The sequence below is a fragment of the Synechococcus sp. MIT S9504 genome (assembly GCF_047497135.1).
GTDB lineage: Bacteria > Cyanobacteriota > Cyanobacteriia > PCC-6307 > Cyanobiaceae > Synechococcus_C.
In genome coordinates, this window is record NZ_CP138942.1 from 1994695 (window position 1) to 2010927 (window position 16233).

Below are 16233 nucleotides of genomic sequence, written 5' to 3' on the forward strand. Positions count from 1 at the left end.
AGCAATCGAGATTCTTTCAACATCAGACAGGCATAATGATGGATCACAACACAAGCTTCAACAATGTCTGAGCAAGGCAATATCCAAAGAGTCGAGTTGATCAACTACAAAAACGATGCTGGGAAAGAGCTGCTGGGCCTTGGTATCGAACTTGCCGACGATCCAGACGGTGGCATCAAAGTGCGCGTTTTAATGGACCCTCAAGTTGTGAGTGGCGTCACCGTGACACCACTGCAGCAGAGCGGTTGCTGCGGATAAATGTGCAAAGGCAATCGACCGACCCTGGGCACTTAGAGCTGAACCTTAAGAAGAGAAATTGAACCAGTAGCAAAGATTTAAGCAGCCCTGAAGGAGAAACAATTTCCGCACGACGACACATCAATCGTCTTACCAGACAGAAAAAAACCTCCCCCAGAGAGAGACTCCTGATAATCGATCACAAGACCGGAAAAAAGCCGAACCTGCTCAGCCTTGGAGTAGAGAGTTACTCCAGATTCCCTGGAGATTGGCTCACCTGAGTTGCGGCCTGCTTTGAACACAATCGCGTAATCAGAGCAACCTCCGGACACCACTTCGGCATGCATTTCACCTGGTATGCCAGCAACAGCGGATTGACGCATGAGCTCCAAAGCCGCATTGGACGTCAAGATCGTGCCCATCCCCAGATCCCTCGCTTCAATTAGAGCTATCAGCTGAAGTCACCTTGAGCCTGTGGTCATGACAGGGCCCTGTGTAGCAAATGCATTGAGCGCTCAGCAGGATGCCGGTTGCGGCTCACATGCAAATCTGAGCCATGCCCATGGCTGCCAGCAAACCTTCACGCCTGCAGCGATCTCAGCGATGCCGATCCTTCCCCGCAGATTTCAGCGTCTGAAGCAGGTTCTGAACTGCCGGATGACGGATCTCACCGTGCTGGTGGAGCACGTGGAAAAGCCCCATAACCTCTCGGCGATCCTGCGCAGCTGCGATGCCGTGGGGGTTCTGGAAGCCCATGCCGTCAGTTTCAGCGGACGGCCCCGCACCTTCAACAGCACCGCCCAGGGCAGTCAGCGCTGGGTGCCACTGCATGACCATGCCGACATCAGCAGCGCCGTGCGCCACCTCAAGAATCAAGGATTCCGGCTGTATGGCACCAACCTGGGCGTGAACGCTCGCGACTACCACGAATGCGACTTCACTGGCCCCACAGCCTTCGTTCTCGGTGCTGAGAAATGGGGACTGACCGCGGAAGCCACCGCATTGATGGATCAGGCGGTCTTCATTCCGATGCGTGGGATGGTGCAGTCCCTGAATGTGTCGGTGGCCACAGCCACATTGCTGTTTGAGGCCCTCAGGCAGCGTCAGGCGGCTGGGCTCGCACCGCTTCAAGGTGAAGGTATTCCTGCAGAGCGATACACCGACCTGCTGTTTGAGTGGTGCTATCCGGAGGTGGCGGGCTGGTGCCGTGAGCAGGGCCGCAGCTATCCGGCCCTCTCAGAAGACGGTGAAATTCTCGAGCAGCTGCCTCGCACCGCCAAGCTGCACTGCTGAACTCTGAAGCAAGGAGCCGCAGCTCTGCTAACAGGTTCAGAACGGCATCAACACATCCTTGCTGCCTTGCCTGCGCTCCATCACAGGATGGTTTCGACGCGCTGCCGGCAATCGCAGGGCAAACACCAAGGCAAGAAGCTCTAGCGGCAAACTGCGGCCGATGAACAGGACCACGAGCCCCAGCGCAATCGCCAGCATCTGCTCGAGAAGACCGATCACATCATCTGGATTGCTGCGGCCAGACACCCAGAGCGTCACCATCAGCGTCATCAGAGCGAGCGTGGCCCAGAACGGCATGGTCTGATTTGTCCTGCTGGCCTATTTTGCCGCGTCCCGCCCCGTGCTGCTCACCCAGGCTTCGAGACCCTCACCCAGAAACGACAGCCCCAGCACCAGCACAAACATCGCCAGGCCTGGATAGAGAGCGGTCCACCACACACCGGTCGGCACAGCCGCGAGCGCGAGATTGAGATCACTGCCCCATTCCGGCACCGTTTCCGGAAGCCCTAAGCCGAGGAAGCCAAGGCCACCCAGCACCAGCACCGCATCGGCAGCATTGAGCGTGAGCAGCACCGGCACGGAGGTGATCACGTTGCGCAACAGATATCGGCGCAGGATCCAGACCGGTCCGGCACCGAGCGTGCGCGCTGCCTCCACGAACAGCTCCGCCTTCACCTGGGCCGTCTGGTTGCGCACCACCCTGAAGTACTGGGGGATGTACACCACGCACAACGCCGCAGCCGCGTTGGGAACCCCCCGACCCAGCAGAAAGGCCAACACCACCGACAGCAACAACACCGGCAGTGTGTACAGCGTGTCCATCAGCAGCACGAGCAAGCGATCGACGCCTCCCCCCAGGTAGCCACTCACCATGCCCAAGGGCACACCGATCACCAGCGCGGAGGTCACGGCCAGGAGCACCACCTGCAGAGCCACTCCGCTGCCCTGCAAGGTGCGCACGCAAACATCACGCCCGAGCCGATCGGTGCCGCACCAGTGCTCTAACGATGGAGGTGCATAGATGGGATTCTCCAGGCCGGCATTGGGATCCGGCAGCAGGCCAGCGGCCAACAGCACCGGGGTGATCAGGGCCACCAGGCCATAGATCGCCACGATCACCAGGCCCCAGCGGGCCATACGAGCCGAAAGGCTGGGGCGGGCGATGCCCAGGGGCGAGGCGGCAAAACTCACAGTGGAGTGCAGTGCTGATCAAGCGCATTCTTGCCCGACTGTCCGACCAAGAGCAGCATTGGATCATGAACCGTTCCCGCCACTGGCGCTCCCGCCTGACGGGCACCATGCTCGGCCAGTTGCAGCTCGCCACCTACGCCGCGGTGCTGCTCGGCTTCACCGGTGCCACCAGCACAGGGCTGTTGCTGAGCGAACGCAGCCGACTGCGCGTGGGAGAAGCTGAGCTGCTGACAGCATCAGCAGCACTCGCTTTTCAGCTGGAGAGCCAAGTCGATCAGGGCGAAACGCTGATCGTGCAGGAACTTCAGAACCACTCCAGCCTGCGCACCAACCTGTGGCTGGAACAGCCGGACGGGCAGCTGATCACCCCCAGACGAGACCACCGCCCCATCCCAGCGGCTCTTCTGCAAGCCGCCGCAATGGCCAATCCACTGCGGGAGCAAGGCCAGTCGAATCTGATCGTGCTGCAGGAGCGGGAATACCTCACCCTGCTGGACCGCCGCCTGCGCTCTGGGGATCTGCTCTGGAGCAGCACGGAAATCTCCGGCCTGGGCCCTGCTCAGAGCGAATTTCTGGCCTGGATGATCCTGATCTGGGGCAGCGCCCTCAGTGGCTCGTTGCTGCTGGTCAGCCTGTTGGTGAAGCGAATCACCAGACCATTGCAGGAGCTCAGCAGCCGCAGCGCCGAGCTCACTGCCGAAGGCCTGCAAACAGCCGCTCTACCGGTGCCCAGGGGACCACAGGAACTCAGCCAGCTCACCCGCACCTACAACGCCCTCACCGAGCGACTGGCCCAGTCCTGGAGCCAGCAGCGTCAGTTCGTGAGCGCCGTGAGCCATGAATTGCAGGCACCACTGACCCTGGTGTCTGGATCTCTCAAACGCGTGATCCGCAAGGCACCGCAGCTGGAGGCACAGCTGGTTCAGCGTCTTCACGACGCTGAAGAAGAGACGATCGGCATGCAGCAACTGCTCAATGACCTGCTCGACCTTTCACGCAGCGATTCCGGGCGCTTGCAGGTCAAACAGGAGCCGGTGGATCTGCGACCTCTGCTCGAGGAAGTGGTGCGCGCCCAGGGATCGGCCCTGGCCCGTGAACTGACCCTGGAGCTGCCAGCAGAAGGCAGCTCCATCATGGCGCTCGGCGATGCCGCCAGGCTGCGCCAGGTGCTGCTCAACCTGATCGAAAACGCCCACAAGTACTCACCGCCTGAACAGCCCATCCAGCTGCACTTGCGTTCAGGCATCAACAACCTGACGCTTGAGGTGGAAGATCGAGGCATCGGCATTCCCTTGCAGGACCTGGCCTACGTGTTCGATCGCTTTCACCGTGGCGCCAACACCACGGGGCAGAGCGGCAGCGGCGTTGGACTCTCCGTGGTGAAACTGCTGCTGGAAGCGATGGGTGGCAGCATCAAGGTGAGAAGCGAACCCGGCATGGGCAGCTGCTTTCGCATTCAATTGAGGCGAGCCCCTTGATTCCCTACCTGATCCTGGTTTCGCTGCTGGTGCCGGCCAATCTCTGGGCGTCGATCACACCACATCTGCATAGCGATCTGAGCATGCGTGTTCTGCATGGCGTCTCGACGCTGGTGTTGCTGCCTCCCCTGTTCAGCATGTGGCGTCAACGCCGGCAGATTCAACGGCTACCCGCCCTGCTGCTGGCAAGCTTTGCCGTGGTGCTGGTGGTGGTGAACAGCAAGATCACCGCCATGGGCATGGGCGTGCAGTATGGCTGGGTGGATCACCTGTTCCTGGCCATCGCCTGCATGGCCGTGCTGGCTTTCTACCTGCTCAATGAAGCGGAGGATGAACTTCCGGAGCAGGAGACGAGCACCTCCTGAGACCCAGCACAACAACGGCACCACCGCCTTCGGCGTCCTCGATCGACACGCTGCCGGCCATGGGATCCACCAGCGTCTGCACCACGGCCAGCCCGATACCACTACCGGGACTCCCCTCACTGTTACGGCCACGCCGGAAACGCTCGAACACCAACTGCCGTTCTTCCGCGGGGACGCCCGGGCCGTGGTCACGAATCTGCAGGAACACCCTCTCGGCTTGGCAGACGTAGCCAATCTCGACCGGAGAAGCGGGCGGACTGTATTGACAGGCGTTGTTGAACAGATGGACAAGACACTGCAGCACTGCATCACGATCAGCGAAGACCTCGATCAACCGGGGATCAACGCCATCAGCAGGGATCACCACAATCCGCGGCTGTGCCTGTGGCTCGAGCAGCGCAGTGGCCTGCTGAACCAGATCAGCAATGCAAAGAGGCTGACAATCCAGGTTCTGAACGCTGATCTCAGCGCGGGTGATCGTCACCAGATCGGTGACCAGTTGTCCCAACCGGCGGATTTCATCCTCAACAATCAGTAGCTGTCGTTGCTGATCGTCCGTGAGGTTGTCGGCGCGGCGCATCAGCCTGCGGTTGTAGCCACCAATGATGGTGATGGGATTGCGCAGCTCATGGCTCACGCTGCTGGCGAACTGTTGCTGATGGTCCAAGGCCTTGGCAAGACGCTCGCGCAGATCGTTGACAGCAGAAGCCAGAGGCTTCAACTCCAGTGGTTGCTGGTCGGGAGTAAGCGGTTGATGCTGTAGAGGATTGGAGCACAACGTCTCCAACCTGTCGCCAAGGCGCGTTAAAGGCTGCAAGGCACGGTGAATACCACGGCGGCTGAGCAGAACAGACAGCAGCGCTGCCAGAACAGCGGCAAGCAGCAACCATCCGTTCAGTTGACGCTCAAACGCCACCTCGGCCGAGACATCTTCCAGCAGATACAAACGCAAGGGGTTGCCGTTGAGATTCACAACCCTGCTGGTGATCATGTAACTGCTGCTGCGGTTGCGGAACAGCTGAGGCCGGGATTGGTTTTGAGCCAGCCGCTCAGCCCGTTGGCGCAGATCCGCAGAGGGATCCATCAACGCAGCATCACCGGACTTCTGCTCTGCAAAGCTCCCCCACAGCGCCAGACCGGAGCTGGAGAACGTGCCAAACAAGCGTTGCAGCTGCTGAGGTTGCTCAGCAACGGCAACATTGCCGAGCAACAAGCGTTCGGCCCGCTGCATCGTGGTCAGCTGTCGCTGGTTGCGCTGCTGCTGGAACAACTGAACATTCGCCAGCACCAACAAGCCATAGCCCAATAACACCGCTAGCAAAGCGGTGCGCTCCAACCGTCGCCGGATCGACGTTGGTTCAACCCTGGCGCTCACAGTGGCCTCTCTGCAGCAGCAACAGAGGGCGTTAACGGTCTCAAGCCGTCAGGCGGCCAGCCGGCTGCGCAGGACTTGCGGATCCCCGGAACGAGACGGCAACTGCTGTTCGATCTCCAACTCCAGCACAGGCCATTGCGGGTGCGGACGTGCCGTGAATCCTGGGCCGATGTCGTGGGGAAGCGCATCCAGCAGCACCCGATTCTGGAAAGCACCCCGGAGGTTAGGCACGCCATCGAGGCCGTAGGCCGGGCCACAACGCATCAACACCTGCCCGCGCCAGATCGGAGCTGGAGCTGAACCCACCGAATACACGATCGCGCTCTCACCGCGCGCCTGGAGATCGTCAGCCTGGGTTGCTATGGCCAGCACCGGACGGCGACCACGCATGCGGCAAGGCCAACGATTGGAGAGCGGTGGATCGACCATCCAGCCATGGGCCCATCCCAGTTCCTCGCGGATCAGCTCCAGACTGCGGCGTTGTCGCGAGCTTTCACTCAAACGCACGGCCATGGCCCTACCCAGCTGCAGATCGGCGCCGATCAAGCGCAGCAGCAGTGCAAATAGCAGCGTGCCCAGACAGAGTGCCAGCAGCAGCTCCAGCAGCGTGAACCCCCAAGAGCCTTCTGGTTTGCATCGCGCTCGCTTCATCTCAACCCTCCTGAACCCTGGGTTGGCAGAGCGCGCTGCGGGGAGCCTCGCCCAGCGCAGGGAGGTCTCCCTGGTAGGTGCCCACCCTGCTCACACCCAACGGCAAACTCACCACCAGGCAGCGATGCTGATCTAACCGCTCATGGCTGAGCACGGTGGTGCCGCCATCGAGCAGCAAACCGTTGGCCGACACACGAATCAGCTCCGGCAGGTTGGTGTGCAGCTGAATCGGCCCCTGCTCGAAGGCCTCCTGCAAGGCCAGGCCAACTCCTGAACAGGGAGCCAACACAGCCGGCAACTGCTGCTGCTCAGGCTGCTCCCAGGCATCACGAGCAAGGCTGATGCCGCAGGCCTGCTGCGCACGTCTCGCCGCCAGGCGGGCCCGTTCCAGACCCAGCTGCAAGCGCCGGGCCGCCGCATCCAGCTGCAGCCGATCTCGATCAGAAGCCGCATCCGGCACAACCAGTGAGGCGATGATCCCCAGAAGTGCAACCGTAACGATCAGCTCCGCGAGGCTGAAGCCTACGCTGGCACGCCTCATGAGCGGCAGAGCCCATAGGCCGCTGGGCTGACCAGCTGTCGGCGCTGCAACAGCACCTCACCATCGGCGTTCAATGCAGACAGCTCCTGCCAGATGCCGAGTTGCTCGGAATCCACAACCCATTGGCGAGTCATGCCCTGTGGCAACGGCACAGCCTGGTCCAGCGCAACAGCAACAGCACTGGCATCCAGCAGGCATGGATCCAAACCAGGGATCACCAGATTGCGCTCAGCGCCGTGCTGCCTCAGCCAGCGATGGCTGGCCAGCTGCATCAGCTCCAGCTGATCAGCGGTTTGCTGCAGCGTGCGGCTCTGCTGCCAGGTCGCCGTCGCCTGGCTCCAGACGCCAAGGGCCGCACTGCTGCTGCTGGCCAAGAGCATTGATGAGATCAGCACCTCCGGCAGACTCATGACAACGGCTCCGAGCCATCACGTCCGATCAACTGCACAGCACGGATACCCAGGATCTGTGCCCCATCGGCAGCAAGCTCAAGCCTGAAGCTGGCGCGACGACCATCGACGAGGGCCAGGCGCAGATCCCCCGATCCGGAGGCGGGTTGCCAGGACAGCAGTTGCCACGGCTGATCAGCCACGCGGCCTTGCATCAATGCTGCGGGCTCAGCACCGGAGCAACTGTGCTGGCGCAACCCCCAGGTAGCAGAGGGCCATTGCAGCAGGCAGGCCTGCACACCGGTGGCCATGGTCGTGAAGGCCTGGGCGGCTGAGCGCAGCAGATCGGCCGACTGATCCCGCTCCATGGCAGCCTGCAAACGCAAGCGACCCTTGAGGCTGAGGGTGTGAATCGAGGCGCTGCCCAGCAGCAACACGGCGGAAGCGGTCAGTGCCAGGGGAAGAACAAACCCTGACGCCTGCGGCTTCGGCCTGGCAAACAACGACTGGTGAGATTCCAGCAACAACACAGCAGTGCTTCACGACTGTGCCGAGCATTCCCCCGAATACACAGATCCCCCGATCGGGGGAAGCAATTTAAGAATAGGTGTGAAAAGATACAAATGCCCGTTAAATCCGAACAGGCATGGGTAGCTCAGCGGTGGATGCCAGCAGCAGTCGCAGCAGAGTGCTGGTGGTTGATGACGATCCGGAACTGCTGCAGTTTCTGCAGGACGAGTTCAGCCAGCAGGGGTTGAACTGCAGCGGCGCCATCTGCGGCGGCGATGCGCTGCTGAAGCTGAGACAGGAAAGTTTTGATCTGGTGGTGCTCGACTGGACCCTTCCGGATTTCGATGGCACCGAGATCTGCCAGCGTCTGCGCAGCAGTGGCGACACCACGCCTGTGCTGATGCTGACCGCACACGACGATATTGATGACCGGGTGCAGGCACTGGACCTGGGCGTTGACGATTACCTCACCAAACCCTTCGAGCTGAAGGAATTACACGCCCGCGTCCGCGCCCGCTTGCGCCGAGGGCAGTTCGCGAGTTCTGAACGCGCCAGAGACAGCCTCAGCCTTGGCGATCTGCAGATCGACCTGATCGAACGTCGGGTGCAGAGGGAAGACAAAATATTGTCTCTCTCTCAGCGTGAATTCGATCTGCTCGCCTACCTGGTGAAGCACAACAACGAAGTGCAGACCCGGCAACAGATTCTGGAAGGGGTGTGGGGGAAACCGTTTGTGGGCGATCCCAACTCACTGGATGTGTACATGGGATACCTGCGCAAAAAAGTGGAAGCCAAAGGTGAGCCGCAGCTGCTGCACACGGTGCGCGGCGTGGGCTTTATGGCCCGGCTGCCGCAAGCCTGAACCGCAGCTGAACATCAACACCACCACCTGCAGCATCGTTGATCAGCAACTCACCCTGCATGACCTGCATCAACTCGTGCACAAGTGCCAAACCAATACCCATGCCCCGAGTACCAGCAGAATTAACGCCGCGCTTGAAGCGCTGAAGCAGAACGGAACGATCGACTTCTGCGATGCCATCACCCTGGTCGATCACGTGCAAGATCAAGCCATCACAACGCTGCTCTGTTTGCAATCGCACAATCCCCGAGCTGTAGAGAAGAGCATTACGAATCAGTGCTTGCAAACACTGCTGCACCCGCGCTGAATCAGCCCATAGAGCTGGCATTAATTCGCCAGCGGGTTGAGGCAACTGAAGCCGACCGTTGGAATCGGCGGAAAGCGACTCGTAAGCCAGCAGCAACTGATCATCAGGATCGAGTGATTCGTAATCAAGCTGGAGACGACCGGAGTCGATCAGAGCCAGATCACGCAACACCCGTAGCAGATCAGCGATTCGCGCTGCTTCCGCATTGATCAGATCAGCGGAACGCTGGACAGATGCAGGGAGTGCTTCGCGCTGAAGCCGCTGACTGTGGCCGGAGATCACGGTGATCGGCGTGCGCAGTTCATGGGCTACGCCATCTACGAAAGCCCGCTCGCGGCGCCAGGCGGCGGCAAGGCGTTGCTGCAGGTTGTTGAACGCAATGGCGATGGCACGCAATTCCTGCGGCTGCAGCTGGGGATCCAAGAGGTGCTCGCCGAGATTGTCGGCTTCCAGGGTCTGCAGCTGCTGATCGAAATCATCCAGTGGCACCAACAACCCGCGCCGAATCACGGGCCTGAGCAACAGGGCTGTGAACAGGATCGACAATCCTGCGGCTGCAACCAACAGCAACTGCGCCAAACGCTGTTGCTCAAGGGAACTGGTCACGTTCTGCCGAAGCTGCAGCCAGCGTTGTTCTCCACTAGGCAACTGCAGGAGTTGTCGACTGACCAGCCATTGCTGACCAGAAGCATCACGCTGAAGCCTGGGCTTCTGAGCTGAGCCCACCGCCAGTAACGATGCCTCCAGCCCAAAGCTGCGCAAATGGACTGGATCCAACTGCGCGACTCCAGCCTGACGAGCCAACGACTGCACAAGCCGCTCATGCTGCTGGCGGCGCTGCAGGTCAGACAGAGCGCCATTGAGCACCAGCAACACGGAGTAACCGGCCACAACCGTGAGCACCGCAGTGGACTGCAGCCAGGTGCGCAGCGAGGGCAGAGGCTGATAGTTCAAAAGCTCAGAACAACCCTAAGAACGTTCTTAGAGAGCTCTAGCTGTTCTTTCCTCTGCAAGCCAAACAAACGAGAGATGCTGAATTTGTGAGCACGACAAGTGCCAAAACCTTTTACAAACACTGATCCAGTCATGACTACTCTCAACAGCCGGTTACAACTAGCGATGCTGAATCGCAAAAAAACACGTAATGCGATTGAAAAGGGCTTCACTTTGGTGGAGCTAATGATCGTGATTGTGATTGTTGGCGTCTTATCTGCAGTTGCATTACCTAATTTCCTTAATCAACGAGATAAAGCCGAGGCCCAAGCTCTGATTGGATCAATGGCAGCATTCGGGAAACAGTGCGGAGCAAACATGCTTATTGAAGACCCTGCAGATCTTCCAGACGTGCCTGACACGATTAAAATCGACGGGGTTGCTGAGGGAACTAACAAGCCGTGCGACGGATCTGCTGTTGTAGAAATCGAAAATGCGACCGCTTTTGGCAGGCCCACAAATATTGGCGGCGTCAAATGCGGGGAAGATCCAGCAAATGGAGAAGATGAAGACACATGCACTTTAGATGTCGATAACCTAACAGGAAGCGTATCGGGGGAGTGGTCCTAGGCCTAGGGCTAACAAAACCGGGGAGAACAACATCTCCCCACAACCAATAATCCACAGCGAATAAGGCCAATGGAGTCCAGCAAAAAAGGGCTTAAACGAGGATCAGAAGGATTTTCATTACCTGAGATAGTCATTGCCACATGCATCGTTGGTGTCCTTACTGCTGTTGCAATACCAAACTATGTCGGGCAACTCTGCCGGTCAGAAACAACAGAAGCCATATCGAGCGTGAGTTCACTGCAAGCAATCATTTCTGCTTACATCGACGAAACAGGGGTCTACCCAACCAACTGGGACGACCTCAACAGCATCAGCGCCATCATGAGCAGCGATGGGGAAATGACCGGAGAATTTACAAAAAAATGGATACTGCCCAGTGAACATTACGAGATCATAGTGGGCGGACCAGCAAGTTCGACATACAGCATCACGGGAGCCCCTAAAGATGGATGTCCAAATAGAGACATCAAAGCTTGCTTAAACGCGAGCACGGGGGCCAGCAAAATCAGCAAAGGAGACGGAAAAACGAATGCAATAGATGTCGTTTGCACCTAAATCATGAAAAGCGGAATTTTTAAAATCCGACATTCATCATCACCACCCATTCAAGAGCAAGGAATGGCCATGGTGATGGCCTTATTGATGGGAACCGTGTTACTCGCTGGGACAAGCGGTCTGATGATTCGCCAGATGATGGCCAGAAAACTTGGAGCTGCAGAGAGTTACAACCAGTTAGCCGAATCTGCAGCATTGAATGGCCTCAATCGCATCATCAGTGACCTGAACAAAGATGATCGCGATAATTACACAGGCTTCCTGCTCACACTTCGCAACGACTCACAGCAATGGGGCTGGGCGAATCCTAATGCCCCAGCCACAGACACATCGCCAAGCACTCAACTGGTTGAACTGTGCACCCCAGTCGAGAGATTCATCAATGCCTATCCCCGAGGCACAAGCGAAGAACCGGAAATCATTCCAATCAACACAAGCAACATCCGAGCCGATGGTGTTGATGGGGACATCGAAGTTGGCTACCGCCTACGCAGCTACAACACCACAGCAACGAGCGGCAATGGCGAAGGTAGTTTCTACGTCGAAGGCATTGTCAAGCGTGGAGACACACTCCTGTCACGAGCGTTGCTCAAACGTGCGCTCTACGTCAATTCGAGGGTAGTAGGGGCTGGAGACTGGGCCGTTATCAGTGGTCATAACCTACGACTCAACAACACCAGCATTGACGGACCTGGATATATTTTTTACTTAACCAAATCACCTGATAATTATTCTGCTGATCAATACTCAGCGAGTTGTTTTGACTCACTTCTTGCAGATGTCGGAGCCACTAACCCAGACCTCAGCGGAGCAGACAGCGACAATCAGATCTGGCCAATTAATATTGATGAAACCAAGCGTGGCATCAGTGGTCTTCCGCCTGCGAATCTATTTGAAAAAGATCGCATCAACGACACAACATCGGATTCCGATGGAGACACAATTCGAATCTGGAGTTTTGACGACAGTCCACCAGCCCCAGGCGATCGCGATGGCGATGATCTCAACGACATCGATCCATTGACCGGCGAAGAGATCTTATATCCACCACTCCCATGCGGTGAAGTGATCTGCGTTCGTGATGCAGATCAAACGAATGCAAGCGACTTTCGAACCCTTTCAGAAGAAGGAATTAATCTAGACCAGAGCGGCGGAAAGATAAAATTAACAAAAAACATTCTATGCAATAATTCGAACAACTTTGACTGCCATGTCCATCTTGACCACGTCAGGCTGAGTAGTACAAAGTTGCATTTTGAACCATCAGAGTCGGGCGCAATCGTTCTGCATCTGGATCAACCAGTGAGCTATCCCAACAACCTGAATCTGAATCAAGCCATTCACTTATCTGGATCAGCGGAGCTGTGTGCTGCCACAAGCAATAATTGCAGCACCAAGCCAGAACAACTCGTAATTATGGCGGCAAGCGGAGAAGCACCTGCAACAAATGCCTGCTACCGCACTGCACAATCAGTGGTCTTCACAGGAGAAACCTTACCGTATGCATTGCTCTACTTACCAACAGGAATCGTACGACCGAATAACGCCACACTCACAGGGCTGGTTTGGGCTAGCAGCATCTGCGTCGTCAAGGATGAGGACGCATTAGCAGATGAAGACACATCAACGCCAAGCTTTGATTTAACAACAGAACAGAATGGGATTTCAGTGGTACAAAGCGCCAACACCCACTGGGGCTGGACAGAACGTTTTAATTATCCAGGCTATGGGCGCAAGGTCACCCGCGCGATTCGTGGCACCAGTCTTGACGTCTTTGAACGCTGGTAAACAAATAACAAGAAAATATTCTCATGAAAAACTCAGACGCACCACATCAAACTCACTTGATCGCTTAGACCAATTGTCATCAGTGAAGTGTTTCGACAGACGAAAATAGAGAAGGAGGATTTCAGACAGCGGTTACTTTTCGGCACGCACCCTGTCGAATGATTCAGAGAAGGCTCATTCAGACACCATGAAGCAGCCATCAACTCTAAAAACATGCAGGTCTCTCAAAAGAGATTCTTCAGCGGCTGGATTCACGGTGATCGAGACTCTCGTCGCTGGTCTTGTGATCGCAGCCGTGATGACAGCTGTCGGCCGTCTGAGCGTTGCAGGCATGGCCGCCAGCCAAAATCAGTCAGCAAGGAATAGCATTGAAGCTGCAATTAATGATCACATTCAACTCCTGCAAATGCAGGATTCATATCTGACACAGGAAGCGATTACGAGTACTGCGGGGCTCAATAGCTCAATGGAGTCTGCTTGCGCCTCTCCAAGCACCTTCTTAAAAGATCATCTGCAAAAGCCAGAAGTCGCGGGAGTCGTTGAGCATCCGGCCGTACAACTCGAATGGAATGTCGACAATCCATATCTGTTAGTGGTAACCCACAGCTTCGAAGCACCTGAAACGTCCATCGGCTTGGAAAAACGCATTACAGAGCTGAATCCAAATTTTTCATCACAATGCTATGACCTGCAATAACAGCAAACAACAAGGATTTAGCCTCGTTGAAATGATTGTCGCTCTCGCGATTCTAAGCACTGCAACAGCAGTCACCGTTCCGATCGTTGCTCGAAATCGCTGGCAAGTTGACGTAGACCGTTATGCATCACAACTCGAGTCAGGCATTTATGGCTTACGGGCCAAACTCGGTTCACGCAAAACAAGCTGTTCCATGATATTTCCTGCTGCAAACAGCTTTAGGACACCGGATACCATCACAGAATTTAGCCAAAGTAAAAACACTACAGATTTTAAGTGTTGCGACTCCGAAATCAGCCAGTTGATCGACGACCCTAGATGTATAGAAGGATATGACGGGAACAAGCTCAGTGAAATCACGGGAAGGCCTCTCGACAACTTAAGGCTGGTGCAAAAAGAATCCGCGCCAGAATCGCAACATGTCAGAGTTGCGGTCAGCACAAGGGACTTTGGCTTTACCCCACCTGGAACAACTGCAAATGCAGGAACGCTGACCTTTTTGATTTGCCATCAAAAAGCTCTATCCAAAGGCAATCCCACAAACTGCATCCCTGATCAAGAGAGACTCAGCATTCGCTGTGTACAGATTGATGGAACTGGCGCTATTGAGCGTGGCACCTGGATCAACGACACAAGCAGTGCAGGTTCGAGCAATGGTCGTTGCCAAGCAACATAAGCTTGACTATCAGCGATCTCTCAGATCAAATTCAGCGATAACAAATTCATGAGCCCTAACAGGATGACAAATTGAAGGGAAGATCAAAAAGCTGGTAAAAAGAACATGCTTTTAATCTCACCAAATAACAAGCGTTTACACAAGAGATCAAAGGGGTTCACGATCCCGGAGTTGATGGTAGGCGTTGTCTCAGGAACACTGATTATGGGTGCTTCCTCCATGGCCTTGCGCTCAACACAAACACTGATCTCTGAAGGACAAGGGAAAGCAACGCTGCGCCAAAATACGACCAATGGCCTTCGGTTAATGCGCTCAGAGGTTGAGCGCAGCATGAATCTCTTGGTCACGCGAACGGATGCCGCTGAAGGAGACGATCCAGAGATGGATCTGATGAGCAATCATGCAGATGTGGTCAGGCTCTGCAAAACCAATGCAGGCAGCCAAGGGTTTCAGCCGATATTTGGCATCAATATGGTCGAACTTGAAGAACCTGTGATCTATGGCGTCAGTCTGAGTAGTAACCAACGCGGCTATTCGATTTTGAGGTGCGGCGCTTCACTGAATATGGATGGAACCTATCAGGGGAGCAAATCAGCCTCCAGTGAGGCAACCAGTTCTGAAGAGACTGTTGAATCGCCGATGTTTATCAGTCGCGTCCTTGATGATATTGGAACAATCCCTTGCAGAGTTGACGACTTGGCAGAAGACGAAGGCTGTCCCGCTGGGCAGCCGCTAGCCGATGTTCTCGAACAATCGGAATTCACATTCACGCAGGGAAAAACACCAGCAAGAACCTTTCAGCAGCCAGCCATTCGAGTCCAAACTGACATCAACACCAAGCTCGTTAAGTTTATTGACCCTTATACCCTGGACGATTCCAACACAGAGGACCCATACCAAATTTCGGCAAGTTATTTAGAAAAGACTTCAGACGTTAAATCCAGTACCAAACAAGACCTTCACTTTGCAGCTTTTGCAAGAGCCGACAAGAGAGTGCGCTATGGGTTTAACAACACCAACGGCAATCAAGGAGATGGCTATAGCGGTGGTGCTTTTTTCCAAAACATCACCAGCCGCAATGTTCGTTTCATCCTGGATGGATCAGGCTCAATGAGTGCCTGTGTGGCCTGGAGTGGCGAATATGGCAATTCTTGGAGACGCTTCTATGACCCTAACAAGGGGTGGTTTTATTCCAGAGAAATCTGCAGTTTCACCAGGATGGAGGCACTGCAACATGAAATGATTGACATCATTAACAATTTACCTGATGCAACCAAGATGGGGCTTGCTGCCTTCAGCACAGAAGGACAGCGAAACGACAAGACATGGGAGCTAAGTGAAGACAATTTGGTGGAACTTGGGCCACCTGATTCAGAAACACGCCAGTCTGCGATTGATTTTGTCCTCAGCCTCAGCAGCGGCAATCCCGGCTCTTGGGGTGGCACTATGCCATGGAACAGCCTTGATCAAGCTTTTGAAGACGGCGTCACCGACACCGTCTACTTCCTCTCTGACGGCAAACCTAATTATGACCAAAACTCAGACTATTGGAATAGTAGTGACTACGAAACAGTTGCTGATTACTACGCCGGACTAAACGCTTCCCGGGTGACCAATGGCAACCTTTCAGTCAAAATCAATTCCACGAGTGTTGGTCTTGACTCCGAATGGATGCAATTACTCTCAAGCAAAACCTCAGGTGAATACATCAAAGTAGATGACATGTAAATCACAGTGAATCTGTAACCAGGTTCA

Annotated in this window: 20 protein-coding genes; 11 read left to right on the top strand and 9 right to left on the bottom strand. The window is 55.9% G+C overall.

Features of this window, described 5'->3' with window-relative positions; genetic code table 11:
- The first annotated feature begins 63 nt into the window (after window positions 1–63).
- Window positions 64–258 (top strand): hypothetical protein, encoded by a 195-nt coding sequence (locus SIB58_RS11210; RefSeq protein ID WP_066906784.1) that lies wholly within the window; start codon window positions 64–66, stop codon window positions 256–258.
- Window positions 259–335: 77 nt separating this feature from the next.
- On the opposite strand, the gene SIB58_RS11215 is transcribed toward SIB58_RS11210, so the two are convergent.
- The gene (locus tag SIB58_RS11215; protein ID WP_066906783.1) at window positions 336–659 is read right to left on the bottom strand and encodes a hypothetical protein; all 324 of its coding nucleotides are present in this window, start codon (window positions 657–659) and stop codon (window positions 336–338) included.
- Between the two features lie 181 nt (window positions 660–840).
- Here SIB58_RS11215 and trmH point away from each other — a divergent pair, with 181 nt between their 5' ends.
- Entirely contained in the window at window positions 841–1530 is a 690-nt protein-coding gene (gene trmH, locus SIB58_RS11220; protein WP_067327248.1) for a tRNA (guanosine(18)-2'-O)-methyltransferase TrmH, read from the top strand.
- A 36-nt stretch (window positions 1531–1566) separates the two neighbouring features.
- Here trmH and SIB58_RS11225 read toward each other — a convergent pair whose 3' ends face one another.
- Both SIB58_RS11225 and SIB58_RS11230 read right to left on the bottom strand, forming a co-directional pair.
- The gene (locus SIB58_RS11225; RefSeq protein ID WP_066906732.1) at window positions 1567–1827 is read right to left on the bottom strand and encodes a hypothetical protein; all 261 of its coding nucleotides are present in this window, start codon (window positions 1825–1827) and stop codon (window positions 1567–1569) included.
- 21 nt (window positions 1828–1848) lie between these two features.
- Window positions 1849–2667 (bottom strand): ABC transporter permease, encoded by an 819-nt coding sequence (locus SIB58_RS11230; RefSeq protein ID WP_231884214.1) that lies wholly within the window; start codon window positions 2665–2667, stop codon window positions 1849–1851.
- Between the two features lie 119 nt (window positions 2668–2786).
- On the opposite strand from SIB58_RS11230, the gene SIB58_RS11235 reads away from it, so the two are divergent.
- Both SIB58_RS11235 and SIB58_RS11240 read left to right on the top strand, forming a co-directional pair.
- On the top strand, window positions 2787–4199 hold the full coding sequence (locus SIB58_RS11235) for a sensor histidine kinase (protein ID WP_067327245.1): 1413 nt from the start codon (window positions 2787–2789) through the stop codon (window positions 4197–4199).
- Complete coding sequence (locus SIB58_RS11240) at window positions 4196–4564, top strand: hypothetical protein (protein ID WP_066906727.1); 369 nt, start codon at window positions 4196–4198, stop codon at window positions 4562–4564. The genes SIB58_RS11235 and SIB58_RS11240 overlap by 4 nt, the downstream gene beginning before the upstream one ends.
- On the opposite strand, the gene SIB58_RS11245 is transcribed toward SIB58_RS11240, so the two are convergent.
- Genes SIB58_RS11245 through SIB58_RS11265 form a run of 5 tightly spaced genes read right to left on the bottom strand, consistent with a single transcriptional unit; the run spans window position 4515 to window position 8044 of the window.
- On the bottom strand, window positions 4515–5939 hold the full coding sequence (locus SIB58_RS11245; protein WP_067327214.1) for a sensor histidine kinase: 1425 nt from the start codon (window positions 5937–5939) through the stop codon (window positions 4515–4517). The genes SIB58_RS11240 and SIB58_RS11245 overlap by 50 nt on opposite strands.
- 48 nt (window positions 5940–5987) lie before the next feature.
- Window positions 5988–6590, bottom strand: coding sequence for a prepilin-type cleavage/methylation domain-containing protein (locus tag SIB58_RS11250; RefSeq protein ID WP_067327211.1), 603 nt, complete (start codon window positions 6588–6590; stop codon window positions 5988–5990).
- 1 nt (window position 6591) lies between these two features.
- Window positions 6592–7131, bottom strand: coding sequence for a Tfp pilus assembly protein FimT/FimU (locus tag SIB58_RS11255; protein ID WP_067327209.1), 540 nt, complete (start codon window positions 7129–7131; stop codon window positions 6592–6594).
- Window positions 7128–7541, bottom strand: a complete 414-nt coding sequence (locus SIB58_RS11260; RefSeq protein WP_067327206.1) for a hypothetical protein — start codon at window positions 7539–7541, stop codon at window positions 7128–7130. The genes SIB58_RS11255 and SIB58_RS11260 overlap by 4 nt, the downstream gene beginning before the upstream one ends.
- Window positions 7538–8044: a hypothetical protein gene (locus SIB58_RS11265; RefSeq protein WP_231884211.1), complete on the bottom strand. Its 507-nt coding sequence runs from the start codon at window positions 8042–8044 to the stop codon at window positions 7538–7540. Before SIB58_RS11265 ends, SIB58_RS11260 begins: the two co-directional genes overlap by 4 nt.
- 122 nt (window positions 8045–8166) lie before the next feature.
- Here SIB58_RS11265 and SIB58_RS11270 point away from each other — a divergent pair, with 122 nt between their 5' ends.
- Window positions 8167–8892, top strand: a complete 726-nt coding sequence (locus SIB58_RS11270; protein WP_067327203.1) for a response regulator transcription factor — start codon at window positions 8167–8169, stop codon at window positions 8890–8892.
- Here the strand turns inward: SIB58_RS11270 and SIB58_RS11275 are convergent.
- Window positions 8867–10153 carry a sensor histidine kinase gene (locus tag SIB58_RS11275; protein WP_231884210.1) on the bottom strand — a complete coding sequence of 429 codons (1287 nt, stop codon included), beginning with the start codon at window positions 10151–10153 and terminating at the stop codon, window positions 8867–8869. The two genes, SIB58_RS11270 and SIB58_RS11275, sit on opposite strands and share 26 nt — an antisense overlap.
- Window positions 10154–10285: 132 nt before the next feature.
- On the opposite strand from SIB58_RS11275, the gene SIB58_RS11280 reads away from it, so the two are divergent.
- From SIB58_RS11280 to SIB58_RS11305, 6 genes are all read left to right on the top strand, one after another.
- Window positions 10286–10762, top strand: a complete 477-nt coding sequence (locus SIB58_RS11280; RefSeq protein WP_304440880.1) for a type IV pilin protein — start codon at window positions 10286–10288, stop codon at window positions 10760–10762.
- Window positions 10763–10831: 69 nt separating this feature from the next.
- A complete protein-coding gene (locus SIB58_RS11285; protein ID WP_067327201.1) occupies window positions 10832–11317 on the top strand; it encodes a type IV pilin protein in 486 nt (161 codons plus the stop codon).
- Window positions 11318–11320: 3 nt separating this feature from the next.
- Window positions 11321–13105 (top strand): hypothetical protein, encoded by a 1785-nt coding sequence (locus SIB58_RS11290; protein ID WP_156486763.1) that lies wholly within the window; start codon window positions 11321–11323, stop codon window positions 13103–13105.
- Between the two features lie 187 nt (window positions 13106–13292).
- A complete protein-coding gene (locus tag SIB58_RS11295) occupies window positions 13293–13802 on the top strand; it encodes a hypothetical protein (protein WP_156487662.1) in 510 nt (169 codons plus the stop codon).
- On the top strand, window positions 13789–14478 hold the full coding sequence (locus SIB58_RS11300) for a Tfp pilus assembly protein FimT/FimU (protein ID WP_074159299.1): 690 nt from the start codon (window positions 13789–13791) through the stop codon (window positions 14476–14478). The genes SIB58_RS11295 and SIB58_RS11300 overlap by 14 nt, the downstream gene beginning before the upstream one ends.
- A 219-nt stretch (window positions 14479–14697) precedes the next feature.
- Window positions 14698–16206 carry a VWA domain-containing protein gene (locus SIB58_RS11305; protein ID WP_414494655.1) on the top strand — a complete coding sequence of 503 codons (1509 nt, stop codon included), beginning with the start codon at window positions 14698–14700 and terminating at the stop codon, window positions 16204–16206.
- Window positions 16207–16233 lie beyond the last annotated feature (27 nt).